This is a genomic window from uncultured Flavobacterium sp. (genome assembly GCF_963925415.1).
Taxonomy (GTDB): Bacteria; Bacteroidota; Bacteroidia; order Flavobacteriales; family Flavobacteriaceae; genus Flavobacterium.
Genome location: NZ_CAWUTS010000106.1, coordinates 1 through 24373, shown reverse-complemented (window position 1 = coordinate 24373; position 24373 = coordinate 1). Strand labels below are relative to the sequence as shown.

At 32.0% G+C, this 24373-nt stretch carries 22 protein-coding genes and 2 tRNA genes; 13 read left to right on the top strand and 11 right to left on the bottom strand.

What is annotated here, in order from left to right; genetic code table 11:
* Positions 1-11: 11 nt before the first annotated feature.
* The 4 genes from AABM47_RS08610 to AABM47_RS08595 all read right to left on the bottom strand — a co-directional run bounded on the left by AABM47_RS08610 (position 12) and on the right by AABM47_RS08595 (position 3163).
* Positions 12-99, bottom strand: a tRNA-Ser gene (locus AABM47_RS08610).
* 72 nt (positions 100-171) lie between these two features.
* Complete coding sequence (locus tag AABM47_RS08605; RefSeq protein WP_338410526.1) at positions 172-1206, bottom strand: asparaginase; 1035 nt, start codon at positions 1204-1206, stop codon at positions 172-174.
* Positions 1190-2329, bottom strand: coding sequence for a 1-acyl-sn-glycerol-3-phosphate acyltransferase (locus AABM47_RS08600; RefSeq protein ID WP_338410517.1), 1140 nt, complete (start codon positions 2327-2329; stop codon positions 1190-1192). Before AABM47_RS08600 ends, AABM47_RS08605 begins: the two co-directional genes overlap by 17 nt.
* A 60-nt stretch (positions 2330-2389) precedes the next feature.
* Positions 2390-3163, bottom strand: coding sequence for a TatD family hydrolase (locus AABM47_RS08595; RefSeq protein ID WP_338410516.1), 774 nt, complete (start codon positions 3161-3163; stop codon positions 2390-2392).
* 63 nt (positions 3164-3226) lie between these two features.
* On the opposite strand from AABM47_RS08595, the gene AABM47_RS08590 reads away from it, so the two are divergent.
* Complete coding sequence (locus tag AABM47_RS08590; protein WP_338410515.1) at positions 3227-3664, top strand: retropepsin-like aspartic protease; 438 nt, start codon at positions 3227-3229, stop codon at positions 3662-3664.
* A gap of 71 nt (positions 3665-3735) precedes the next feature.
* On the opposite strand, the gene odhB is transcribed toward AABM47_RS08590, so the two are convergent.
* Together odhB and AABM47_RS08580 are read right to left on the bottom strand one after the other, a co-directional pair.
* Positions 3736-4950 (bottom strand): 2-oxoglutarate dehydrogenase complex dihydrolipoyllysine-residue succinyltransferase, encoded by a 1215-nt coding sequence (gene odhB, locus AABM47_RS08585; protein WP_338410514.1) that lies wholly within the window; start codon positions 4948-4950, stop codon positions 3736-3738.
* 76 nt (positions 4951-5026) lie between these two features.
* On the bottom strand, positions 5027-7798 hold the full coding sequence (locus AABM47_RS08580) for a 2-oxoglutarate dehydrogenase E1 component (protein ID WP_338410513.1): 2772 nt from the start codon (positions 7796-7798) through the stop codon (positions 5027-5029).
* Between the two features lie 170 nt (positions 7799-7968).
* Between AABM47_RS08580 and AABM47_RS08575 the strand changes: the two genes are divergently transcribed.
* Entirely contained in the window at positions 7969-8487 is a 519-nt protein-coding gene (locus tag AABM47_RS08575; RefSeq protein ID WP_338410512.1) for a hypothetical protein, read from the top strand.
* Here the strand turns inward: AABM47_RS08575 and AABM47_RS08570 are convergent.
* Together AABM47_RS08570 and AABM47_RS08565 are read right to left on the bottom strand one after the other, a co-directional pair.
* On the bottom strand, positions 8484-8834 hold the full coding sequence (locus AABM47_RS08570) for a hypothetical protein (protein WP_338410511.1): 351 nt from the start codon (positions 8832-8834) through the stop codon (positions 8484-8486). The two genes, AABM47_RS08575 and AABM47_RS08570, sit on opposite strands and share 4 nt — an antisense overlap.
* 21 nt (positions 8835-8855) lie before the next feature.
* Complete coding sequence (locus tag AABM47_RS08565; protein ID WP_338410510.1) at positions 8856-9833, bottom strand: polyprenyl synthetase family protein; 978 nt, start codon at positions 9831-9833, stop codon at positions 8856-8858.
* Between the two features lie 187 nt (positions 9834-10020).
* Here AABM47_RS08565 and AABM47_RS08560 point away from each other — a divergent pair, with 187 nt between their 5' ends.
* The 4 genes from AABM47_RS08560 to AABM47_RS08545 are packed head-to-tail and all read left to right on the top strand — an operon-like array spanning position 10021 to position 16657.
* On the top strand, positions 10021-10626 hold the full coding sequence (locus tag AABM47_RS08560) for a TetR/AcrR family transcriptional regulator (protein ID WP_338410509.1): 606 nt from the start codon (positions 10021-10023) through the stop codon (positions 10624-10626).
* 8 nt (positions 10627-10634) lie between these two features.
* Positions 10635-11975, top strand: a complete 1341-nt coding sequence (locus AABM47_RS08555; protein WP_338410508.1) for a TolC family protein — start codon at positions 10635-10637, stop codon at positions 11973-11975.
* Positions 11976-11990: 15 nt separating this feature from the next.
* On the top strand, positions 11991-13151 hold the full coding sequence (locus AABM47_RS08550; RefSeq protein WP_338410507.1) for an efflux RND transporter periplasmic adaptor subunit: 1161 nt from the start codon (positions 11991-11993) through the stop codon (positions 13149-13151).
* A 14-nt stretch (positions 13152-13165) separates the two neighbouring features.
* Positions 13166-16657, top strand: coding sequence for an efflux RND transporter permease subunit (locus tag AABM47_RS08545; protein WP_338410506.1), 3492 nt, complete (start codon positions 13166-13168; stop codon positions 16655-16657).
* A gap of 172 nt (positions 16658-16829) precedes the next feature.
* Here AABM47_RS08545 and AABM47_RS08540 read toward each other — a convergent pair whose 3' ends face one another.
* Both AABM47_RS08540 and AABM47_RS08535 read right to left on the bottom strand, forming a co-directional pair.
* The gene (locus AABM47_RS08540) at positions 16830-17174 is read right to left on the bottom strand and encodes a membrane-binding protein (RefSeq protein ID WP_338410505.1); all 345 of its coding nucleotides are present in this window, start codon (positions 17172-17174) and stop codon (positions 16830-16832) included.
* A 151-nt stretch (positions 17175-17325) separates the two neighbouring features.
* Positions 17326-18321 carry a TlpA disulfide reductase family protein gene (locus AABM47_RS08535; RefSeq protein ID WP_338410504.1) on the bottom strand — a complete coding sequence of 332 codons (996 nt, stop codon included), beginning with the start codon at positions 18319-18321 and terminating at the stop codon, positions 17326-17328.
* A gap of 145 nt (positions 18322-18466) precedes the next feature.
* On the opposite strand from AABM47_RS08535, the gene aspS reads away from it, so the two are divergent.
* From aspS to umuD, 5 genes are all read left to right on the top strand, one after another.
* Positions 18467-20224, top strand: coding sequence for an aspartate--tRNA ligase (gene aspS / locus AABM47_RS08530; protein ID WP_338410503.1), 1758 nt, complete (start codon positions 18467-18469; stop codon positions 20222-20224).
* Positions 20225-20228: 4 nt separating this feature from the next.
* Positions 20229-20462, top strand: coding sequence for a hypothetical protein (locus tag AABM47_RS08525; RefSeq protein ID WP_338410502.1), 234 nt, complete (start codon positions 20229-20231; stop codon positions 20460-20462).
* A gap of 75 nt (positions 20463-20537) precedes the next feature.
* Positions 20538-20738, top strand: coding sequence for a cold shock domain-containing protein (locus AABM47_RS08520; protein WP_026717616.1), 201 nt, complete (start codon positions 20538-20540; stop codon positions 20736-20738).
* Between the two features lie 118 nt (positions 20739-20856).
* The gene (locus AABM47_RS08515) at positions 20857-22125 is read left to right on the top strand and encodes a Y-family DNA polymerase (RefSeq protein WP_338410501.1); all 1269 of its coding nucleotides are present in this window, start codon (positions 20857-20859) and stop codon (positions 22123-22125) included.
* Positions 22126-22127: 2 nt separating this feature from the next.
* Complete coding sequence (gene umuD, locus AABM47_RS08510) at positions 22128-22562, top strand: translesion error-prone DNA polymerase V autoproteolytic subunit (protein WP_338410500.1); 435 nt, start codon at positions 22128-22130, stop codon at positions 22560-22562.
* A gap of 57 nt (positions 22563-22619) precedes the next feature.
* On the opposite strand, the gene AABM47_RS08505 is transcribed toward umuD, so the two are convergent.
* A tRNA-Leu gene (locus AABM47_RS08505) sits at positions 22620-22699 on the bottom strand.
* Positions 22700-22848: 149 nt separating this feature from the next.
* On the opposite strand from AABM47_RS08505, the gene AABM47_RS08500 reads away from it, so the two are divergent.
* Positions 22849-23790: a ribose-phosphate pyrophosphokinase gene (locus AABM47_RS08500; RefSeq protein ID WP_338410499.1), complete on the top strand. Its 942-nt coding sequence runs from the start codon at positions 22849-22851 to the stop codon at positions 23788-23790.
* A 27-nt stretch (positions 23791-23817) separates the two neighbouring features.
* On the top strand, positions 23818-24373 hold a 556-nt coding region (locus AABM47_RS08495; protein ID WP_338410498.1), incomplete at its 3' end, for a 50S ribosomal protein L25/general stress protein Ctc.

Below are 24373 nucleotides of genomic sequence, written 5' to 3'. Positions count from 1 at the left end.
GAAAATTCGTGCGGAGAGGAAGGGATTCGAACCCTCGATACCCTTTTGGAGTATACATACTTTCCAGGCATGCTCCTTCGACCACTCGGACACCTCTCCAAAGGAGAACTGAATTTCAAGGTGCTAAATAACATAAAATTTATCTCTTTAAAAAATTTTTTACACTATTTTTTATAACATTTCTCCTCTCAAGGGAGTTTCAAATGCAGTTTTAAACATTTTACAATTTAATTTTTGGCCTAATAAGTACATTAATTTTGTTATGGCTGCCTCAGACGTAATGTCTTTTCCTGATATTATTCCTATATTTTTTAACTGGGTACTGGTTTCGTATTGACCCATATTAACACTTCCTCCACTACATTGCGTTACGTTAATAACGCAGATATTCTTTTTTATTGCATTTTGAAGTTCAGAAATAAACCAATTTAAAGTAGGTGCATTTCCTGACCCATAGGTTTCTAAAACTATACCTTTAATATTTGGCGTGTTTAAAATGGATGTAAAAACCATTTTATTCATTCCGGGATATAATTTTAAAATAATTACATTATCATCAAATGAGGTGTGAACAATTAATTTTTTTTGTTCCTTATTTTTAAGTAATAATTCTTTATTCACTTTTAAATAAACTCCTGATTCTGCTAATTCTGGAAAATTTGGAGAGGCAAATGCATTAAAATGTTCGGCACTTATTTTTGTTGTTCTGTTGCCTCTGTATAACTTATACTCAAAATAAAGACAAACTTCTTTAAAAACAGGATCGCCATTTTCTTGTAACGATGCTAATTGAATAGCCGTAATAAGATTTTCTTTAGCATCTGTTCGTAAATCTCCTATTGGCAATTGTGATCCTGTAAAAATAACGGGCTTATCTAAGTTTTCAAGCATAAAACTTAATGCAGATGAACTATAAGACATGGTATCTGAACCATGTAACACAACAAAACCATCAAAATTATCGTAATTTTGTTGAATAATAATTGCAATATTTTGCCAATTTTCTATTTGAATGTTAGAAGAGTCAATAGGTTCTTCAAACGAAATAGTATCAATTTTACAATCTAACAATTGCAATTCTGGAATATTTTTGAGTAGCTTTTTAAAATTAAAAGCTTTTAGCACTCCTGTTTCATAATCTTTTATCATACCGATGGTTCCGCCGGTATAAATTAATAAAATAGAAGGTTTAGACTCTTGAATCATCATACTTAAGTTTATTTACAACTGGATTAGCGTACATGGCTAAAAACCCATCTTTAAGTTGTAAAAAGTTATCATCAATTCTCATTTCTAATCTTCTTTGAAACAATTGTTTTTCATCTTGGCTATATTGGGCTTCAAATTGGTTGGTTTTATATAACAAATCGTAAGCTATAAAATTTGTGGGCCACAATTTATAAGACCTCAAAATAGAATCATCTATTTTTTGTGTCAATAATTGAATTTGTTTATTTGGATTCGATTCTGAAGAACTAATTTGGTCAATTTCTGATTCTAAAACATCTCCAATACTAATATGTATTCGTTTTTTTTGACCCATAATTCCACTCAACAAGGTCGTAAAATCTTCATTTTTATCTTTAATATATATTTCTTGCTTAGCTTGGGCCAACAATTGTGGTAATTTTAATACGTCTGTTGGGTCATACTCATACGAAAGCGACACAGGAACTATTTTAAGCGTTTTAAAATAATTCATGATGTTTTTTTCATTTGAGCCCATAGACAACATTTTTAAAACACCCGATTGTGTTGCATCATTCCCGTCTTTGGTTCTTCCTTCTCTTTGTGCAATCCAAACCGATCTGTTTTCATGCAACAACATTTGAGAAATGTATTCGGAAAGCTTTTTTGAACTTTCTAATAAGTCTCTAGGAAGTAAGGCCCTTTGAACCAAAAAATTTCTATTGAGTTTTGATAAGGTATGAAAAAAATCTTTTTGAATTAAATTATCCCCTATTGCTGAGGCAGTCATGGTCAATCCATGATCAAAAAGAGCTACATTTAATAAAGAAGTGTCTAAAATTATATCTCTATGATTGGAAATAAAAAGATAAGCCGTATTGGGTTTTAATTTTTCAAAACCACTTGTATATAGACCATCTGAACTTTTTTCTAATACTTTTTGAATTGATTTGTATATAAAATTACATTGAAAATCTCTAATAGAATGGGTGTTGCTCAGTTTTTCTTTCCAAGTTTCATTTTCATCATTAGGAAAAGTAAAGCTCATCATTGCTTTTAAAATAGGATGATTTAAAGAAGACTTTAACGCATTGTTTACTTCACTATCATAAAAGGGGCGAATAGCATCAAACTTTGACATGTGTTGTTTTTTTTGGTAAACAAAATAACAAAAAAAAAACGAATTTAAGGTGATTTATTTTTAAATCCCAAAAATTGCTTTTGAATTTTCAGTTGTTATGACGGCTATTTCAGCAACAGAAACATTATATATTTGAGCCATTTTATTAGCTATTAATAAGGTGTAGCTGCTTTCATTTCTTTTCCCTCTAAATGGTACAGGTGCTAAATAAGGAGAGTCTGTTTCTAAAACTATATGCTTCAAGTCTATTTGGTTTAAAAACTGATCAATTTTTCCGTTTTTAAATGTAGAAACGCCTCCTATTCCTAATTTCATGCCAAGTGAGATCGCTTGATGTGCTTGTTCCAAATTACCGGTGAAACAATGAAAAATTCCGAATAAAGTATCCTCTTTTTCAGATTCTAATACTTCGAAAACTTCTTCAAAAGCGTCACGACAATGAATATTAATTCCTAAATTATATTTTTTAGCTAATTGAATTTGATGTTTAAAAGCATGTTGTTGTTGTTTTAAAAATGTTTTATCCCAAAACAAATCAATACCGATTTCACCAATGGCATAGAATTTCTTTTTTTTCAATTCAGCTTCAACGTGAGCTAATTCGTTTAAATAGTTTTCTTTTACATAAGTTGGATGAAGCCCCATCATCAGAAAAACATTATCAGGAAATTGACCTTCCAAATCATACATTTTTGAAGTATAACTGGAATCAATAGAAGGAATAAAAAAACGAGAAACTCCAGCATCAATTGCTTTTTGAATAACTTGCTTTCTGTCCTGATCAAATTCTGATGCGTATAAGTGGGTGTGGGTGTCGGTTAGTATGAATTTCAAAGTTGCTTGTTAATAGTTTCTGCAAAGTTAGTTGATTTTATATTATTCTACTATTTTTGATTTATGGAAGATTTACAAGCCTTTTTAAAAGATAAAAAGTATAAAAAAATTAAATTTAAGATACTCAGAACTCAACATTTATTAGTAACGGCCAAAATAAACAACATCAAAGGAACATTTATTTTGGACACAGGGGCTAGTAATAGTTGTGTCGGTTTTGAAGAAATAGAAAAATTTAAACTGTTTGCAGAAGCTTCAGAAACAAAAGCCGCTGGCGCAGGTGCAACCGGAATGCTTACCCAATTATCCAAAAAAAACAAATTACAAATGGGAAGATGGAAATCTGAAAGCTTAAATTTAGTAGTTTTTGATATGTGTCATGTTAATGAAGCTTTAACGAGTTATAAAACAAAACCTGTAAACGGAATTATTGGTGCAGATATTTTATTAGAAGGAAAAGCGATTATAGATTATGCCAACCATTATTTATATTTGAAATAGAAATGAAATCAAATAAAAAATCCCAAACTCAATTGCAAATTTGGGATTTTTTTATATTGAACTTTTATTTACTACAGTTCTAAAGCTTTCTTAGGATTATTATCTAATAATAACTCCATTGGGTTTTCTAATGCTTCTTTAACAGCTACTAAGAAACCAACAGACTCACGACCATCTATAATTCTATGGTCATAAGACAAAGCAACATACATCATGGGATGAATTTCAACTTTACCATTTACTGCAATTGGACGCTCAATAATATTGTGCATTCCTAAAATTCCAGATTGTGGAGGATTTATAATTGGTGTAGACAACATGCTTCCAAAAACACCCCCATTAGTAATAGTAAATGTTCCACCAGTCATATCATCAACCGTAATTTGTCCATCACGAGCTCGTATAGCTAATCTTTTTATTTCTGCTTCAACTCCTCTAAAAGTAAGGTTTTCTGCATTTCTAACAACCGGAACCATAAGTCCTTTTGGTCCAGAAACTGCGATTGAAATATCAACAAAATCATAAGCAATTTTATAATCACCATCCATCATTGAATTCACATCTGGATATAATTTTAAAGCTCTTGTAACTGCTTTTGTAAAAAATGACATATATCCTAAACCAACGCCGTTGTGCTTTGCTTTGAACTCGTCTTTATATTGGTTACGAATTGTGTTAATAGGTGTCATGTTAACTTCGTTAAAAGTCGTTAACATAGCGGTTTCGTTTTTAGCAGCTACTAAACGTTCTGCTACTTTTCTACGTAACATTGATAATTTTGTTCTTTCAGAACCACGAGAGCTACCCGTTGGAGTTCCCATTGAAGGTGCTGCATTTAAGGCATCTTCTGTGGTTATTCTTCCTGCTTTTCCAGTTCCAACAACATCGGAAGGTTGTATGCTTTTTTCATCTAAAATTTTTCTTGCCGCTGGAGAAGGAGTTTGAGAAGCATACGTTTTTTCAGCAACTGTTGCTGCTTTTGGCGTTTCTGGTTTTTTCTCTTCTATTTTTGCTTCAGTTTTAGCTGGTGTATCACCGGCTGGTTTTGCTGCACTTGTATCAATTAAACATACTACTGCTCCAACCGCTACGGCATCACCTTCTTCGGCTTTTAAAGTAATAATTCCACTAGCTTCAGCAGGTAATTCTAATGTAGCTTTGTCTGAGTCAACCTCAGCAATAGCTTGATCTTTTTCTACATAATCACCATCTTGAACTAACCAAGTTGCAATTTCTACCTCTGTTATCGATTCTCCCGGAGAAGGAACTTTCATTTCTAAAATCATATCTTATGTATTATTTTATATTGTATTATAATTGTAATTGACTAAATCTATTAAAACTTTAAACGTGTAACTGCTTTTAATGAATTATTGTTTTGTCAAAAATCATTGCAATTGCTTTTGATTGACGCTTTTTTGAACGCTCATAACTTCCTGCCGCAGGTGCACTGTATGCTTTTGGCGATGCTAAACGTAGTTTTACTAAATCAAAATTCATTAGCATAAAGCTATAAGCCCCCATGTTTTTAGGCTCTTCTTGTGCCCAAACATAGTCATCCACATTTGGATAGCTTGCTATAATTTCTTTTATCTGTTCAATTGCTAATGGAAATAATTGTTCTAAACGTACTATAGCAACATCAGCTCTGTTTAACGTCGCTCTTTGCACTATAATGTCGTAATACACTTTACCCGTACATAGCACTAAAGTTTTAATTGCTGTTTTATCCGTTACGTTTGGATCGTCTAAAATTTCTTGAAATTGTCCAAAGGCTAATTCGTCTGCTTTAGAAACTGCATGTTCATAACGCAACAAACTTTTTGGCGTAAACACTATTAAAGGCTTACGAAAATTAGTTTTCATTTGCCTTCTTAACAAGTGAAAAAAGTTGGCTGGTGTGGTACAATCTGCAACATACATATTATGCTTTGCACACATTTGTAAATAGCGTTCCATTCGAGCAGATGAATGTTCGGCTCCTTGATTCTCATAACCATGTGGCAGCAAAAATACCAATCCGTTTTGATTATGCCATTTGTCTTCACCTGCAGAAATGTATTGATCAATCATAATTTGGGCACCATTTGAAAAATCTCCAAATTGGGCTTCCCAGATGGTTAATGTGTTTGGTGATGCTAATGCATATCCATATTCAAAACCTACTACGCCATATTCTGAAAGGTGTGAATTATATATGTTAAAATTTCCTTTTTTATCTTTAACATTGTTTAAAAGTATTACTTCTTCTTCAGACTCTTCTACTTTAATAACGGCATGTCTGTGAGAAAATGTTCCTCTTTCAACATCCTGCCCTGATATACGCACATCAAACCCTTCAGTAATTAACGAGCCATAGGCTAATAGTTCACCCATTGCCCAATCTAATTTATCCGACTCAAAATACATCTTTTTACGGTCGTTGACTATTTTTTGAATTTTATTGATAAACTTTTTGTCTGAAGGCAATTCAGATATTGTTTTAGCTATTTCTGTTAACTTATTTTTATCAAAACTTGTATCGTATTTTTTAAGCATTTTATCATCCGAAACTTGCTCAAAGCCGGTCCAATCATTTTGCATAAATGGCGTAATAACCGTTAAGTCTTTTTTACGAGACTCCTCTAAGTTTTCATCTAATTTTGCTTTGTATATTAACTCTAATTCTTTAACATAACCTTTGTCAATTACACCTTCTTCAATTAATTTTTCGGCATATATATCTCGAGCATTTTTATGCTTAGAAATGGCTTTGTATAAAATAGGCTGGGTAAATTTAGGCTCATCACCTTCATTATGACCATATTTTCTATATCCTAATAAGTCAATAAATACATCAGATCCAAACTCCATTCGGTAATCTAATGCAAAAAGCATCGCATGAACCACTGCTTCAGCATCGTCTGCATTAACATGAAGTACGGGCGACAAGGTTACTTTTGCTATATCTGTACAATACGTAGATGAACGAGCGTCTAAATAATTAGTTGTAAAACCTACTTGATTATTAATCACAAGATGAATAGTTCCTCCTGTTTTATAACCGTCTAATTTTGACATTTGAATGATTTCATATACAATACCTTGGCCTGCAATTGCAGCATCACCATGAACAGCAATAGGTAATACTTTTGAAAAATCATTAGGATATAACCTGTCTTGTTTCGCTCTAGCAATTCCTTCTATAACGGCCCCTACTGTTTCCAGATGTGAAGGGTTAGGTGCTAGATTTAAACTTATTTTTTTACCTGAGTCTGATTCTCTATCCGAAGTTAATCCCAAATGGTATTTTACATCCCCATCAAATGATTTATCTTCATCATAGTCTTTTCCGTCAAATTCTGAGAATATATTTTGAGTGTTTTTGCCAAAAATATTAGCTAGCACATTTAGACGTCCTCGATGAGCCATCCCCATTACAAATTGTTTAACCCCTCTGTCAGCAGCAGCTTCAACTAATGCGTCTAAAGCAGGTATTACTGCTTCGCATCCTTCTAATGAAAAACGTTTTTGACCTACGTATTTTGCGTGAAGAAATGTTTCAAAAGAAACCGCTTCATTTAATTTTCTTAGAATGTTTTTCTTTTCATTTGCATTAAAACTGGGTTGGTTATCATTAATGTCCAATCTGTTTTTTATCCAATTCAATATTTTTGGTTCTCTGATATACATGTATTCAACCCCAATAGATTGGCAGTATACATTATTTAAATGCAGCAAAATATCAGCTAAAGAGCTTGGCTTCATATTGACCATTTTAGCGGCATCAAAAACGGTGTTTAAATCAGAATCTGACAAACCAAAATTTTCTAAAGCTAATGAAGGATTATAGGTTCGTCTATCTCTTACCGGGTTTGTTTTGGTAAACAAGTGCCCTCTTACTCTATAGCCATCAATCAAACGAAGAACGTTAAATTCTTTTTCTGTTTTGCCCGATATAATCGTTTCAGATAAATGAGTATTTGTAATTTGTTGTGCTATGCCTTCAGCTCCATATTGGGCTTGAGCAAAATCAAATCCTTGAAAGAAACTTCTCCAACTGGGCTCAACACCGTCGGGATTTTCAATATATTGTTCGTATAAATCAGCAAAAAATGCTGTGTGTGCAGCGTTTAAAAAGGAAAACCTATCCATAAAGTGGTCTAAAAAGACGTTTTGATTAAATGATTAGGCAAAAATACAATAAATGCAATTATATTTTGCTTCTTTTCTATACATTTATGAAATATTTTGCAAAATATGTATCGTTATTTATTGCAATATTGTATTTTACATCCTACAAAATATCAATTAAAATTTAAGAAATGAAAATTATTATATTTAAAATTATCTTAGCTCTTTTTATGCTTAGCTTATTTCAACGGTCTTTTTCTCAAGCTGTTACTCAAAAAAATAACTGGAAAAAGGTGCAATATGGCGGTGGGCTGGGATTAGGTTTTAACAATGGATCTACTACGATTAGCGTTTTGCCTAGCTCCATATATAACTTTAATAAAAAGATAGCGCTTGGCTTAGGGATGCAATACAGTTATATTAATCAAAAAAACACCTATACTTCTCATTTGTATGGAGGTAGTGTTATCGGTTTATTTAACCCTATTAATGAAATTCAATTATCTGCCGAATTGGAAAAATTAAGAGTACATGTTGAACGGGAGGGCTTAAATAGTAATTCCCAAGACTATTGGAATACTGCCTTATTTATGGGCGCTGGTTATAGAGTTAATAATGCAACTATTGGCATTCGTTATAATATATTATACAAAGAAAATAATAATATTTATACCGCTGCTTTTATCCCTTTTGTAAGGGTTTATTTTTAATAATTAGTTCTAAACCAAACCTTTTGCCATTCTCTTTTTAAGATTAAAAAGGAAACTTGATCCGCTAATTCAATCAAATCTGAGCCATTTAGTTTTTTTATTTCAACTTCTGAAACATCAATTATGTATAGGAGGTTTAGATATTCTGCAAATTTAAATTGAATTAATTTCAAAACTTTTTCAAGAACTAAGTCTTTAAATTGAAAAGGATGAATGTGCAATGGTATATCAATAGGCTCATTTGCTAAAGCAAAATCTTTATTGGTTTGCTCAACCAGTTTAAAGTACAAATGTTCTTCTTCTGCTTGAGCAATTAGAGCATCAATGTTTTTTGGAAATGTAAACATGAAATTTTAGATGTTAAAAACTTAAACGGTTCTATTCATTAATTTTTCACCAAAGGCGTATAGAATTTGTTTCTTTTCATCGGATATTTGCATTTCTTTTAGCCTTTGAAATGCTTTTTGAGTATACATTTTTATGGCCTCTTGGGTTTTGTTAGAAGCTCCTGATCGATCAAAAATTGTTTGTACCGTTTTTATTTTTTCTGAATTATCATCTGTAAGCTGAGTCGAAAACAAATTCAACAATTGTTGTTTGTCTTTCTCGTTTGAAAATTCTTTTGCCTTTAGATACAGGTATGTTTTTTTATTTTCAATAATATCACCTCCTATTTGTTTTCCAAAAGTTTCTGGATTTCCAAAAACATCTAAATAATCATCTTGCAATTGAAAAGCAATGCCTAAGTTTAAACCAAAGTCATAAATTAAATTTTGATTTTGATCCGTTGTTTGAGCAACAATTGCTCCCATTTTCATAGCTGCTCCAACTAAAACGGCTGTTTTATATTCAATCATTTTTAGGTATTCGGCAATAGTTACATCCTCTCGTGTTTCAAAATCTACATCATATTGTTGTCCTTCGCAAACCTCTAAAGCCGTTTTACTAAACAATTTTGCTAGAGCACTAAATACAATTGGCTCATATTTTTCAAAATGTTTATAGGCTAAAATAAGCATGGCGTCACCTGAAAGAATTCCGGTATTAATATTCCATTTTTCATGAACCGTTTGATTACCTCTTCTCAAAGGGGCATCATCCATAATGTCATCATGAATCAAAGAAAAATTATGAAAAACCTCAACGGCAGTTGCGGCATTTAATGCCGATGAATAATCACAATCAAATATTTCGGCTGCCATTAAAGTTAATACAGGACGCATTCGTTTGCCTCCTAAGTTTAATATGTATTGTATAGGCTCGTATAAGTTTTTAGGCTCTTTTGTAATTTTTAAGCCGTTAAAATGAGTCGAGATTATTTCTTGATATTGAGATATGGAATGCATTTTATGTGATTGCTAATATTATTCTCTACAAAAGTAATTTTTTTAACAATACAAAACTAAAGCAGCAAACCTATAAAAATTAAAAAATTTGTGTAGAATGGTAAATTTATGAAAATACTTTGGAAACTTTTTTTGTTTTTAAAGTTTCCTTCGTATCTTTGCACTCTATTTAAAAATTAAAGCAGTAATGAAAGATCTTATTTTACATAAAGCAACAGAAATGTTTCTTACACTTGGATTTAAAAGTGTAACGATGGACGATATTGCATCTGAGATGGGGATCTCTAAAAAAACCATTTATAATCATTTTTCAAACAAAGACAGTTTAGTTAAAGCCACAACGTTACATTTATTTGAAACCATTTCTTGCGGAATTGATGAAATAATATCAGCGGGTAAAAACCCTATTGAAGAGCTTTTTATAATTAAAAATTTTGTTATGAGAAACTTAAAAGATGAAAACACTTCGCCCATTTATCAATTGCAAAAATATTATCCAAAAGTTCATAAATCATTGATGATAAAACAGTTTAACAAAATGGGTCACTGTATAATTGAAAATTTAAACAAAGGAATTGAACTCGGCTTATTTAGAAAAAAAATAAACAAAGATTTAATTGCGCGTTTTTATTTTGCTGGAATGTCGAGCATCAAAGATGTTGAGCTATTTAATCCTGAAATCTTTAAAACAAAAAAAGTACAATCGTGTTATTTAGAATATCATTTAAGAGGGATTTGTACACCCAATGGAATAAAAGAATTAGAACAAATCATGAAACAAAAAAATAATTAACCCCAAAAATGAAACAAAAAATATTAATTGCCCTTTTGTTATTTACAAGTTTACTAAATGCTCAAGATGCTCCAAAGAGCTATTCTTTTAGTCTTAATCAAGCTGTCGAGCATGCGCTTATAAATAATTATAAATCGATAAATGCAAGCAGAGATATAGAATCAGCTAAACAAAGAAAACTAGAAACTACAGCTGCAGGTTTACCCCAAATAAATGCGGGCTTAGATTACAGTAAAAACTTTATTTTTACGCAACAAGGTGTAACTGGAAATGCATTTAATCCTGGTGGAGACCCTAACAGTATTTCTACAATTGCTTTTGGCACTAAAAACAGCCTGAATTCGAGGCTAACTTTGAGCCAACTGATTTTTAATGGTTCTTATATAGTAGCACTTCAGGCTTCAAAAACATATTTACAATTTTATCAAAATTCAAAAATTAAAACAGATAATGAAATTCGTGAAATGGTAACAAATTACTATGGAAACGTATTATTAGCTGAAGAAAGTTCTGCTATTCTTGAGAAAAATAAAACTGCTTTACAAAAAACCTTATTTGAGGCTCAAGAAACCTATAAAAACGGATTCATTGAAGAGGAAACTATGGAACAATTGCAAATTACTTTAGCATCTATTACTAGCAGTCTTAGTAATGCAACACGATTGGTTGATATCTCAAAAAAAATATTAAATATAACTGTGGGACTTGATATTAATGACCATTTAATTTTAACTGAAAAACTAGATGTATTAACCGTTAAAAATGTTGATTTAAATTTTGAAAATACTGATTTTGATGTAACAAACACAATTGATTATCAAATTGCAGAAAATTTTAAAGAACAAAGAAGATTAGAATATAAACTTCAAAAAGCTACTTATCTTCCCTCATTAGCGGCAAATGCAAACTTTGGTTATAACGCTTTTAGCAATGATTTTTCATTTACAAATCAGAACCAAAAATGGAATAACTACTCCAATCTTGGAGTAAGTTTAAATGTGCCCGTTTTTAGTAGTTTTGGAAAAAAAGCTAAAAACCAACAAGCTAAAATTGCTTATCAGCAAGCTAAAACCCAATTAACTGAAGCAGAACAAATGCTTAAACTTCAGCATAGTTCGGCTAAAAGTAATTATGAATATGCTATAGAACAATATGCTACTTCAAAATCTAATTTAAAATTAGCTGAACGAATAGAAAACAAGCAACAAATTAAATTTAAAGAAGGGCTTTCTACAAGTTTTGAGTTTACAGAAGCACAAAGACAATTGTACGCAGCCCAACAAAATTATCTTCAATCTATGATTGAAGTAATTAATAAAAAAACAGCATTAGATAAAATTACAAATTAATAATATACAATAAAAATGAAAAAAACATATTTAATCTTAGTAACAACTCTATTAGTAATCTCATGTGGTGGAGATAAAAATAGTACCCCTTCTGTTATAGAAAAAGGAACTCTTGAAGAAATAAGAGCTAAAAGAACTCAACTTGTCGCTCAAACTGATGTTTTAAGAAAAGAATTAGAATTAATAGATGCAGCAATAGAAAACAAAGACAATAATGAAAAGCTAACCTTAATTACAACGATTACCGCTAAAGACACTTTGTTTAGCCATTATGTAGAATTACAAGCGACAGTTCAGACTAAAGAAAACATAATGTTAAGTTCTGAATTTGGCGGAATATTACAAAACATATTTGTTAAAGAAGGACAAAAAGTGGCTAAAGGACAAACTCTAGGAAAAGTTGACGATGGCGGTTTAAGTTCGCAATTAGCACAAATGGAAACTCAAGTGGCATTAGCCAAGACTACTTTTGAAAGACAACAAAACCTTTGGAATCAAAAAATTGGTTCTGAAATTCAGTTTTTACAAGCCAAAACTAATTATAATGCTCAATCAAAAGCAGTGGATCAAATGAAATCTCAATTGAATAGAACAGTTATAAAAGCTCCATTTTCTGGAACTATTGAAGAAATCATCTCCGAAAGAGGAAGCGTAGTTGGACCTGGAACTCCAATCATGAGAATTGTAAGTTTAGGAAATATGTATTTAGAAGCAGAAGTGCCCGAAAAAAATATTGGAACAATCAAAAAAGGCTCTGATGTAATTGTAAATTTTCCAATACTTGGCAAAACTTTTAATTCAAAAGTAACTCAATCAGCAAATTACATCAACCCTGCTAATCGATCCTTTATTATTCAAATTGCTGTTCCAAATAAAAGTGGTGACATAAAACCTAATCTTTCTTCAAAAATTCAAATAAAAGATTATTCAAATGCAAAAGCAATTGCCGTTCCGTTAAGTATTATTTCTGAAAATGCTGATGGGAAACAATTTCTATATATAGCAAAAAATGATGACAATAAGGGCCATGCAATAGCAAAAAGGGTTATTGTAAAAGTAGGCTTGTCTCAAGGTGAATTGGTAGAAATTGTTGAGGGCATTAAGGATGGTGATTTAATCATAAAAGAAGGTGCGCGTAGTGTAAAAGAAGGTCAAAGAGTATTAATAATTAAATAATTAGAGACAAAATTATGAGTACTAAAAACAATAATGAATTTAAACTTTCGTCTTGGGCAATTGATAATAAGATGACTGTTTATGTAATGATGGCAATTATTTTTTTCTTAGGCTTTTCTGCCTACTACAGTATGCCAAGAGAAGATTTTCCTGAAATTAAAGAAACTAAAATATACATCAGTACTGTTTATCCAGGAAATACTGCCGAAGATATAGAACGTTTAATTATAGACCCTTTAGAAGAAGAATTAAAAAACGTAAGTAACGTAGTAAAAATACTTTCAACTTCTCAAGAAGATTATGGAATTATCACCGTAGAATTTGATGAAAAAATTTCTGTTGCGGCAGCAAAACAAAAAATAAAAGATAAAATTGACACCAAAACAGGTGGCGAAGATTGGCCCACTTTTAATGGTGCTAAAGTAGAACCTAATGTGTTTGATTTAAATATTTCAGAAGAAGTACCTATTTTAAATATTAATCTTCAAGGAGATTACCCTATTGAGCAATTAAAACTTTTTGGAGAATATTTAGAAGACGAAATAGAGTCTTTACCCGAGATCAAACAAGTAGATATTCGAGGAGCACAAGACAAAGAGGTTGAAGTAGCTGTTGATATTTACAAAATGATGGCTTCAAAAGTAAGTTTTGATGATGTAATTAATGCTGTTAGAAATGGCAACGTTACCATGTCTGCTGGTAACTTAGTTACAAACGAACAAAGAAGAACTATTCGAATATTAGGTGAGGTAGAAAATCCATCTGATCTAGAAAATTTTGTCGTAAAAACTCAGGGTGGTGCTGTTTATTTAAAAGATATTGCCGAAGTAACCTTTAAAGAAGTTGATAAAACTACTTATGCTAGAGAATTTGGCAAAAGTGTCGTGATGCTTGATGTAAAAAAACGAGCAGGTAAAAATCTTATTAAAGCGACCGAAGAAATTAAAACCATTTTAGAGGATGCAAAAAACAATCATTTTCCAAAAGATTTAACCATATCGGTTACAAATGATCAATCTTCTAGAACCTTAAATCAGGTCGAAGACCTAGTAAACAATATTATATTTGGTATAATACTCGTTGTGGGAGTGTTGATGTTTTTTCTTGGATTTAGAAATGCCCTTTTTGTAGGATTTGCTATTCCAATGTCAATGTTTATGTCGTTTATGATCTTAAATGCGCTAGGATACACCATGAACACCATGATTCTTTTTGGATTAATTATGGGTCTAGGAATGCTCGTTGATAACGGAATTGTAGTCGTCGAAAACGTCTATCGATTAATGAAAGACGAAGGCATGAGCCGTATACAAGCAGCTAAAGAAGGTATTGGCGAAATCGCATTACCGATCATAATTTCTACATTAACTACTGTTGCTGCCTTTGTACCGCTAGGCTTGTGGCCAGGAACAATGGGACAATTCATGATTTATTTTCCAATTACATTATCAGTAGTATTAGGATCTTCCTTGTTTGTAGCCATATTTTTTAACTCTGTTTTAGTATCACAATTCATGGATATTAATGATAAAGTTGTTACAAAAAAACAATTAATTACAATAAGTATAGTATTAGGTGGCCTTGGCACTCTAATTCTTCTTTTTGGTGGTGCAGTAAAAGCCTTAGGCTCATTAATGATTTTTACGGCAATTATGTTTTGGCTGTATAAATATGTGATTAAAGGCTTAACTATTTCTTTTCAAAATAAACTATTAATCCGCTTAGAAAATTTTTACGAAAAAGCATTGCGTTTCTTTTTATCGGGAAGAAAGCCTATACTAACCATTGTTGGAATGATCGTTATGTTCTTTGCTGTAATCATGTTGTATTTTGGCTGGAGTGTGGGAAGTGGAAGAACCAAAGTTGAATTTTTTCCAGATAATACCCCCAATCAAATTATCGTTTATGTAGAATATCCTCAAGGAACAGACATCAAAAAAACCAATGAAATTACTAAAGCTATTGAGCAACGTGTTTTTATTACTTTAGATGATGCCGATTTTGTTTACACTGATGAAAATGACATAAAACAAAATTATTTAGTAGAAAACGGTGTTGCTCAAGTTGGTGAAGGTGCAGGTAATCCTCAAGCTGATGGTGGTTCTTCGGCAGAAATGCCTCATAAAGGAAAAATTACCATCTCTATTAAAGAATTTAAGTACCGAAACGGTAGAAATTCTGAAGATTTGCGTAAAAAAATTCAAGATGCGTTAAAAGATATTTATCCCGGGGTTTCAATCTCAGTAGAAAAAGATGCTGTTGGACCACCTGTAGGCTATCCTATAAATATTGAAATAAAAGGAAATGATTATACAGAATTAATCATGACCGCCGAACGAATGAAAGAGTATTTAAATACTAAAAACATACCTGGAGTAGATGAGTTAAAAGTGGATGTAAACAAAGGCAAGCCTGCAATGAAGGTTATTATTGACAGAGAAAAAGCTGGTGAGCTAGGTGTTACAGCCGGTCAATTAGGTAATCAATTGCGTCGATCTATTTTTGGTGAAAAAGCTGGTGTTTATAAAAAAGACGGAGAAGACTATAACATATATGTACGCTTTAATAAAGAAAATAGATACAATAAAAGTGCTATTTTCAATCAAAACATTACATTTAGAGATATGGCTTCGGGGCAAATAAAAGAAATTCCGATTTCTACAATTGCCAGCCAAAAAAATTCTTCTTCATTTAGTGCTATCAAACACAAACAATCAAATCGAATTGTCGTTTTATATTCTGCTTTATCTCCTGGCTTTACAGACGCTGGTGCTGTTGTTAGTCAAATTCAAGCTGAAATGGCGTCTTTTGAAACCCCAAAAACCGTCAAGTTTGATTATACCGGTCAAATTGAAGAACAAACGAAACAGCAAACCTTTTTAATGGGAGCTTTAATTACAGGTTTATTTTTGATCTTCTTAATTTTAATTTTTCAATTCAATTCAGTTTCAAGACCAGCTATAATTATGGTTGCTGTATTTTTAAGTTTTATTGGTGTATTCTTAGGATTAATGATTACAGGAAAACCATTTGTAATTATGATGACCATGATGGGAATTATTTCTTTAGCAGGAATTGTAGTAAACAATGGAGTAGTGCTACTTGATTATACAGATTTGCTTATTGCTAGAAAAAGAAAAGAATTAGGGCTTCCTAAAAAAGAATTATTAAGCAATGAATTGGTCTTTGAAGCTATTGTAAAAGCTGGTAAAGCTCGTTTAAGACCTGTATTATTAACTGCTATAACAACTGTGTTAGGGTTGATTCCTTTAGCAATTGGTTTCAATATTGACTTCTTTAGCTTGTTTGCAGAAGGTAATCCTCATGCTTATTTTGGGGGTGATAATGTTATATTTTGGGGGCCTTTAGCATGGACAGTGATCTACGGATTAATCTTTGCTACATTTTTAACCCTAATTGTAGTTCCTATTTTATTCTATTTGGTTAATAGATTTAAAATTTGGTTGAAATACAAAAAAAATAGTCCAGAACAAACCCATATTTAAAGGTACTATGCTACAAATCAAAAACTCCTTAAATAGTAATTTAAGGAGTTTTTTTATGGACCCATAAAAATATTAGTTTTCTATATAGGCCCACTCAATTTAGGAGTTTGGGTAAAAAACAAAAAAACTCCGTACAATTGTAGGGAGTTTTCTTATTATAAAAAAAAATTTTTTAATTTTTAGCCATTACTTCTCTTGACCATTTTCTTACATCAGCTACTCTATTGTCTGAATAATCAACTTCATTTAGTGAGTTTTCAGTCCAAAAGAACCATTTACCCACTTTTTCTCCTTTGATGTATTCACCTACAGCTGTTTTATTTCCATCTTCGCTATACGCCACCCATTTACCTTGTAATTTTCCTTCTAAATAATGACCTTCTTGTTTAATTTGTCCATTATCATAAAAATATGTTGCTTTTACTTCGTTTCCTTCTACTTCAAATTTTGGTTTAACTTCTTGAGCATAGAATACTACCGAAATCAACAATGCTGCTATAATTACTACTTTTTTCATCTTCATTTTTTTAATATGTTAATATTATAATAACAAATATATAACTTATTTTACAATAAAAAAACTTTTTGGTAACAATTTAGTAACATTGGAAAATTAAATATAAAAAAACCAACACCTGGGTGTTGGTAATAACTGTAAATAAATAAAATTAGTTTAGTAAATTATTCAATGTTTTTTCTAAAGAATCAGAAGAAGGTCTATCAGCATTAGCATTTATAATAATTCCATCAGGATCAATTAATATAAACCTTGGTATGCCTTTTATACTATACTCTTTTAAAAGTTTAGAATCCCATGCTGCTTCTGCAAACAACTGAATGCCTCCTAATTCTTTTTGCTCAACCATTTTTTTCCATTTTTCTTTGTCTTTTTCTTGGTCAATAGAAATACTTACAAAGGCAATATTTTTATCGTGTAATTTTTCTTCTAACTTTTTTAAGAATGGAATTTCTGCACGGCATGGTGCACACCAAGTAGCCCAAACATCAATATAAACATATTTTCCTCTTAAGTCTTCTAATTTTGTTATACCTCCTTTATGATTTTCATAAGCAAAAGTTGGCGACGGGGTTCCGTTAAGTTTTAAAATACTGCTATTCTCTTCATGCATTTGTTGCATCATCAAAAATTGTTGCAACATCATTTTTGTCATGGTCGCTTTAAAAGTATTATCGAGCTTTTCTAATTCTAATGATTCCAAATCTACTTTCTTTTTTTCTTCAATTAAGGAGTTAAAGTCATCACTATCTTTATCGGAAGTCGTCAGCTCAAATTTTTCATCTTTTAACGCTTTTTGAGCCATAAAGTTGTTTTCATCCGCTCCTTTTCCTTTATACACAATAGTCTCGTCAAACGCTTCTGTATTCATAGTCATAAATAAATTATCACCATCTTTTAAATACATCATTGAAGATTCAGTGCCATCAGAAAATTGATGCAAACCATCATTTGTTTCAAATGAAGATTCAAATAGACCATTTTTATTAATTGCTATAATTTTTTTAAATTTACTAGGGCCATAAATAGTAAGGGTGTCACTAGTTCTGTTTTCAATTTTAGCGGAAAATTTTACGGTACTTTTCTTTTCTGATTGAGCAAACGAAACCGTAATCGAAAGCAGTAATAAGCAGATAATTTTTTTCATATTTATTTTATACGTTTAAACAAAAATAAATAATCATAAGCTGATTTTATCAATTTTAACTAAAATTTAAACCAATTTTTATAAACCCTATTTTAAATACTACAAAAATTGATTTTTATATTACTTTTGTAAAAATATTTTTTCAATGTATAGAAGTCACAATTGTGGAGAATTAAACAGCTCACATATAAATACTGAACTTACCTTAGCAGGTTGGGTTCAAAAAACTAGAAATAAAGGATTTATGATCTGGGTAGATTTGCGTGACCGATATGGCATAACGCAATTAATTTTTGATGAAGAAAGAACAGACAAAGATGTTTTTGAACAAGCTAAATCATTGGGCCGCGAGTTTGTAATACAAGTTAAAGGAACTGTTATAGAACGAGAATCTAAAAACACAAACATACCTACGGGTGATATTGAAATTTTAGTAACACAACTAACCATATTAAATGAATCACAACTACCTCCTTTTACTATTGAAGACGAAACGGACGGCGGCGAAGATATTAGAATGAAATATCGCTACCTTGATATCAGAAGAAATCCTGTTAAAAATAATTTATTGTTTCGTCACAAAGTAAGCATGGAAGTTAGAAAATATCTTTCTGACCAAGGTTTTTGTGATGTTGAAACACCTTATTTAATTAAATCGACTCCTGAAGGTGCTCGCGATTTTGTAGTGCCTAGCCGAATGAATCAAGGGCAGTTTTATGCTTTACCCCAATCTCCACAAACCTTTAAGCAATTATTGATGATTGGCGGAATGGATAAATATTTTCAAATTGTAAAATGTTTTCGTGATGAAGATTTACGTGCCGATAGACAACCCGAATTTACTCAAATTGACTGCGAAATGGCCTTTGTTGAACAAGAAGATATTTTGGATATGTTTGAAGGACTTACGCGCCATTTATTACATGAAATTAAAGGGGTAAGCGTAAATAAATTTCCAAGAATGACTTATGATGATGCCATGAAAACTTATGGTAATGATAAACCAGACATTCGTTTTGAAATGAAATTTGGCGAATTAAACGCTGTAGCAAAGCATAAAGAATTTCCAGTTTTCAATGCGGCTGAATTGGTAGTGGCCATTGCCGCTCCGGGTTGTGCATCTTATACAAGAAAAGAAATTGACGGCTTAATTGATTGGGTCAAACGTCCACAAGTTGGCGCGTCAGGAATGGTGTATGTAAAATGTGAACAAGATGGAACTTTTAAATCTTCAGTAGATAAGTTTTATGATCAAGAAGATTTAAAGCAATGGGCACAAGCAACTAACGCAAAACCTGGGGATTTAATTTTGGTGCTTTCAGGAAATACTGATAAAACACGTGCACAATTATCTGCACTTCGTATGGAAGTTGCTACGCGATTAGGTTTGCGTAAGTCCAATGAATTTGCCCCTCTTTGGGTAGTAGACTTCCCTTTGTTAGAATGGAACGAAGACAGCAACCGTTATCACGCAATGCACCATCCTTTTACTTCTCCTAAACCAGAAGATATGGATCTTATAGACACACATCCGGGCAAAGTAAGAGCCAATGCATATGACATGGTATTGAACGGAAACGAGATTGGTGGAGGATCTATACGAATTCACGATAGAAACTTACAATCTAAAATGTTTGATTTATTAGGGTTTAGCAAAGAGGATGCACAAGCACAATTTGGCTTTTTAATGAGTGCTTTTGAATATGGAGCACCCCCACATGGAGGTTTAGCCTTTGGGTTAGACCGATTAGTATCTATTTTAGGAGGTCAAGAAACCATTAGAGATTTTATTGCATTCCCAAAAAACAATTCGGGTCGCGATGTAATGATTGACGCACCCGCTTCAATTGATAATACACAATTGCAAGAATTGGCCATTAAATTAGATTTAAAACAAAAATAAAAACATGAAACACATCATCCAATTATTACTTTTAACCGTAATCGGCTTTATAGTTTTTGGTTACTATCATAAAAATATTGGTGATACAGAGGGTGATAAATGGGTAGGAATCGGTGTTTTAATTCTTGCGTTTGTATTGATGCCTGTTTTTATTTATCACCGCTATAAAAACAAAAAAATAAAAGATTACGAATTAAATTTCAACTTAAAAAAAGAGGAAGATACTGAAAATCAATAAATTTATTGAAATATGTTTTTTTATATCAATTAAAAAATTATCTTTGACGCTTATTAATTATTTTATATTACTATAATGAGAACAGGTAAAGTTAAGTTTTTCAATGAATCAAAAGGTTACGGATTCATTACAGATGACGAAACAGGAAAAGACATTTTCGTACACGCAAGTGGAATGAGAGTTGAGTCATTAACTGAAGGCGAAAGCGTTAGTTACGAAGAAGAAGAAGGAAGAAAAGGTAAAGTGGCTGCACAAGTTGTAGTTATCGAAGACTAATATATATTATTTTTTGATTGCCCTAGTACAACGCTCTGCAGCTGCAGAGCGTTTTTTTTGTGCATAAATTTAATAAACGTTCCATAAATTTAATGCCTATATGCTTTAAATTTGTGGCATGTATGCACTAGTTGACTGTAATAATTTTTATGCCTCTTGCGAACGTGTTTTTCAACCTCAATACGTAGGCAAACCTGTCGTTATTCTTTCTAATAATGACGGTTGTGTAATTGCCCGAAGTTATGAGGCTAAAGATTTGGGCATCCCCATGGGTGCTCCCGAATTTAAATTTAGAAACGAATTAAAACAAAAAAATGTTAAAGTGTTTTCGTCAAATTATGCTTTATATGGTGATTTGAGCAATAGAGTCATGAAAATTTTAGAAGCCTTTACACCTAATGTAGAAGTATATAGTATTGACGAAGCTTTTCTAAATTTTGACGGGCAAAACATTGCAGATTATCATGTGTATGGGTTGCAAATAAAAACCCGAATCAACAAATGGCTAAGCATACCGGTTTGCATAGGGTTTGCTCCTACTAAAGCCCTATGTAAAGTAGCCAATAAAATAGCCAAAAAATTTCAAGAACGCACACAAGGTGTTTACATAATCGATACCGAAGAAAAACGCGTCAAAGCATTAAAATGGACAAAAATAGAAGACGTTTGGGGCATTGGCTACCGTTTGACTAAAAAAATGAAAGCACAAAATATTGCAACCGCTTATGACTTTACATTGCCACACAATGCCAATTTCATAAAAAAAGAAATGGGTGTTGTGGGTCTGCGATTAAAGTATGAGCTGGAGGGAAAATCTGTTTTAGAAATGGAAGACGCTCCTGCAGCAAAAAAACAAATTGCCATCACCCGAAGTTTTGAAAAAAACATCAGCGATTTTGGCGAAATAAAAGAACGCGTTTCCACATTTGCCACAGTTTGTGCCGAAAAATTACGCAAACAGAAGTCGTGTTCTTATGCTATGATCTTATACTTACAAAAAGACAAATACAAAGTCGAAAATGAACGATATAATTATTGGCGATTAGAAACCCTTCCGTTTGCGAGTAATTCCAATATAACCTTGAGTAATTTAGCCGTAAAAATGCTCAAAGAACTCTTTGAAGAAGGAGGTATTTATAAAAAAGCAGGCGTTATTGTAACCGAATTAATTTCTGAAAATCAAAAACAATTTAATCTCTTTGAAGAAGAAAATCCAAAACATCAAGCACTAATGAAAGTGATGGATGATTTTCATAAAAAAACAGGAGAACGCAAAATACGTTTGGGTAACCAAGATTTAAAACGCACTTGGAAAATGAAACAAAACTACTTGTCTCAAAAATACACCACCGATTTCAAACAAATATTAAAAGTCAAATGCCACTAAAAATGAAATTAAAAAACAAAATAGAATTTTTTATTCCCGACTTTGAAAACCAAATAGAGCTGCCTTACATTTCTAGCGGCATAAAAGCAGGATTTCCTTCTCCAGCAGCCGATTTTGATGAAAGCAAAATTAGCTTAGATACTGTTTTAGTTAAAAACAAAGAAGCTACTTTTTATGCCAAAGCAAGTGGAAACTCTATGATTGGAGCAGGAATTGATGATGGTGATATTTTAGTAATCGACAGAAGTTTGGAGCCTCAAAACAACAAAGTCGCTATTTGTTTTATTGATGGCGAATTTACAGTTAAACGAATCCGTATAAAAGATAAAAATGTTTTTTTAATGCCCGAGAATATCAATTACAAACCCATTCAAATTTCAGAAGAAAACGATTTAATTATTTGGGGAATCGTTACGTATGTCATAAAAAGTCTATAACTAACTTCCGCTAAAATAAACTAAAAAAACCTCTTATTTCTAAGAGGTTTTAGCCTGTACCCTGGGTGGGAATCGAACCCACACTCCGAAGAACACGAGTTTGAGTCGTGCGCGTCTACCAATTCCGCCACCAAGGCTGCTCCAATTAAGGAATGCAAATGTAATAATAATTTCAATTAAATAATGAAAATACTTTAAAATATCCTTTCAGAGTTAAAATTAATTTCTAAATTTGCACCTCTCTAACAAGAGGCTTGACTAACTAACTAATAAACACCTAATTAATATGTCTCATCAAGAGCCTGAAGCAAAGATATTTGCTTGTTCTCAAAGTGTACACCTTGCTGAACAAATTGCTGAAAAATACGGCATTCCATTAGGGAAAGTTACATTTTCAAAATATAGTGATGGTGAGTTTCAACCTTCTTATGAAGAGTCTATTAGAGGATTACGTGTGTTTATTATTTGTTCAACCTTTCCATCAGCAGATAATTTGATGGAATTATTATTAATGATTGATGCTGCCAAGAGAGCTTCAGCAAGACATATAACTCCTGTGATTCCTTATTTTGGGTATGCACGTCAGGACCGAAAAGACAAACCAAGAGTACCGATAGGAGCAAAACTAGTAGCAAAATTATTGGAAACTGCGGGAGCAACTCGAATAATGACTATGGACTTGCATGCAGACCAAATTCAAGGGTTTTTTGAAAAACCTGTAGACCACCTGTTTGCTTCTACTATATTTTTACCTTATTTAAAAAGCTTAAATTTAAGCAACCTAACTATAGCTTCACCAGATATGGGTGGGTCTAAAAGAGCTTATGCATATTCTAAATATTTAGAGTCTGATGTTGTCGTTTGTTATAAGCAACGAAAAATAGCCAACGTTATAGATACAATGGAATTAATTGGCGATGTAAAAGGTAAAAATGTTGTACTAGTAGATGACATGATCGATACGGGAGGCACATTGGCCAAAGCTGCTGATTTGATGATTGAAAAAGGTGCTATTAGTGTAAGAGCAATTTGTACTCATGCCATTTTATCTGGAGAGGCGTATGAAAAAATAGAGAATTCTCAATTGTTGGAATTAATTGTAACCGATTCAATTCCGTTAAAAAAAGAATCTAAAAAAATAAGAGTAGTAAGTTGTGCGCCACTTTTTGCAGATGTTATGCAAATGGTTCAGCACAACAATTCCATAAGTGGAAAATTTTTGATGTAAAATATTAATTAATTATATATATTTAAAATGAAGTCAATTACAATTAAAGGACAAGAAAGAGAAAGCGTAGGCAAAAAAGCAACAAAAGCCTTACGCGATGCTGGAATGGTTCCGTGTGTTATATACGGTGGAGACCAACCAGTACATTTTGCTGCAGACGAAAGAGCATTCAAAGGATTGGTTTACACACCTAGCGCACACACTGTTGTGATTGAATTAGGTAACAATGCTTACAATGCAATTTTACAAGACATTCAGTTTCACCCAGTTTCTGATGCTATTTTACACATCGACTTTTTCCAATTATTAGAAAACAGAGAAGTTGTTATGGAAGTTCCGGTAAAAGTTATTGGAAAATCTCCAGGTGTTATGGCTGGTGGGGTTTTACGTTTAGCACAAAGAAGATTAAAAGTAAAAGCATTGCCTAAAAATTTGCCTGATTTTATTGAAGCTGATATTACACCATTAGAAATGGGTAATAAATTATACGTTACTAAATTAGCTGCTGATAATTTCAAATTTATGCACCCAGACAATACTGTTGTTTGTCAAGTAAGAGTTTCTCGTGCTGCTTTAAAAGCTG

Bases quoted from the DNA above. Each gene is read 5' to 3' on its own strand.
- AABM47_RS08525 (WP_338410502.1), top strand. From the start codon at position 20,229: ATGAAACACATCATCCAATTATTACTTTTAACCGTAATCGGCTTTATA.
- AABM47_RS08575 (WP_338410512.1), top strand. From the start codon at position 7,969: ATGAAAATTATTATATTTAAAATTATCTTAGCTCTTTTTATGCTTAGC.
- AABM47_RS08570 (WP_338410511.1), bottom strand. From the start codon at position 8,834: ATGTTTACATTTCCAAAAAACATTGATGCTCTAATTGCTCAAGCAGAA.
- AABM47_RS08600 (WP_338410517.1), bottom strand. From the start codon at position 2,329: ATGTCAAAGTTTGATGCTATTCGCCCCTTTTATGATAGTGAAGTAAAC.
- AABM47_RS08560 (WP_338410509.1), top strand. From the start codon at position 10,021: ATGAAAGATCTTATTTTACATAAAGCAACAGAAATGTTTCTTACACTT.
- AABM47_RS08520 (WP_026717616.1), top strand. From the start codon at position 20,538: ATGAGAACAGGTAAAGTTAAGTTTTTCAATGAATCAAAAGGTTACGGA.
- AABM47_RS08515 (WP_338410501.1), top strand. From the start codon at position 20,857: ATGTATGCACTAGTTGACTGTAATAATTTTTATGCCTCTTGCGAACGT.
- umuD (WP_338410500.1), top strand. From the start codon at position 22,128: ATGAAATTAAAAAACAAAATAGAATTTTTTATTCCCGACTTTGAAAAC.
- odhB (WP_338410514.1), bottom strand. From the start codon at position 4,950: ATGATTTTAGAAATGAAAGTTCCTTCTCCGGGAGAATCGATAACAGAG.
- aspS (WP_338410503.1), top strand. From the start codon at position 18,467: ATGTATAGAAGTCACAATTGTGGAGAATTAAACAGCTCACATATAAAT.
- AABM47_RS08605 (WP_338410526.1), bottom strand. From the start codon at position 1,206: ATGATTCAAGAGTCTAAACCTTCTATTTTATTAATTTATACCGGCGGA.
- AABM47_RS08550 (WP_338410507.1), top strand. From the start codon at position 11,991: ATGAAAAAAACATATTTAATCTTAGTAACAACTCTATTAGTAATCTCA.
- AABM47_RS08555 (WP_338410508.1), top strand. From the start codon at position 10,635: ATGAAACAAAAAATATTAATTGCCCTTTTGTTATTTACAAGTTTACTA.
- AABM47_RS08565 (WP_338410510.1), bottom strand. From the start codon at position 9,833: ATGCATTCCATATCTCAATATCAAGAAATAATCTCGACTCATTTTAAC.
- AABM47_RS08540 (WP_338410505.1), bottom strand. From the start codon at position 17,174: ATGAAAAAAGTAGTAATTATAGCAGCATTGTTGATTTCGGTAGTATTC.
- AABM47_RS08590 (WP_338410515.1), top strand. From the start codon at position 3,227: ATGGAAGATTTACAAGCCTTTTTAAAAGATAAAAAGTATAAAAAAATT.
- AABM47_RS08545 (WP_338410506.1), top strand. From the start codon at position 13,166: ATGAGTACTAAAAACAATAATGAATTTAAACTTTCGTCTTGGGCAATT.
- AABM47_RS08500 (WP_338410499.1), top strand. From the start codon at position 22,849: ATGTCTCATCAAGAGCCTGAAGCAAAGATATTTGCTTGTTCTCAAAGT.
- AABM47_RS08580 (WP_338410513.1), bottom strand. From the start codon at position 7,798: ATGGATAGGTTTTCCTTTTTAAACGCTGCACACACAGCATTTTTTGCT.
- AABM47_RS08535 (WP_338410504.1), bottom strand. From the start codon at position 18,321: ATGAAAAAAATTATCTGCTTATTACTGCTTTCGATTACGGTTTCGTTT.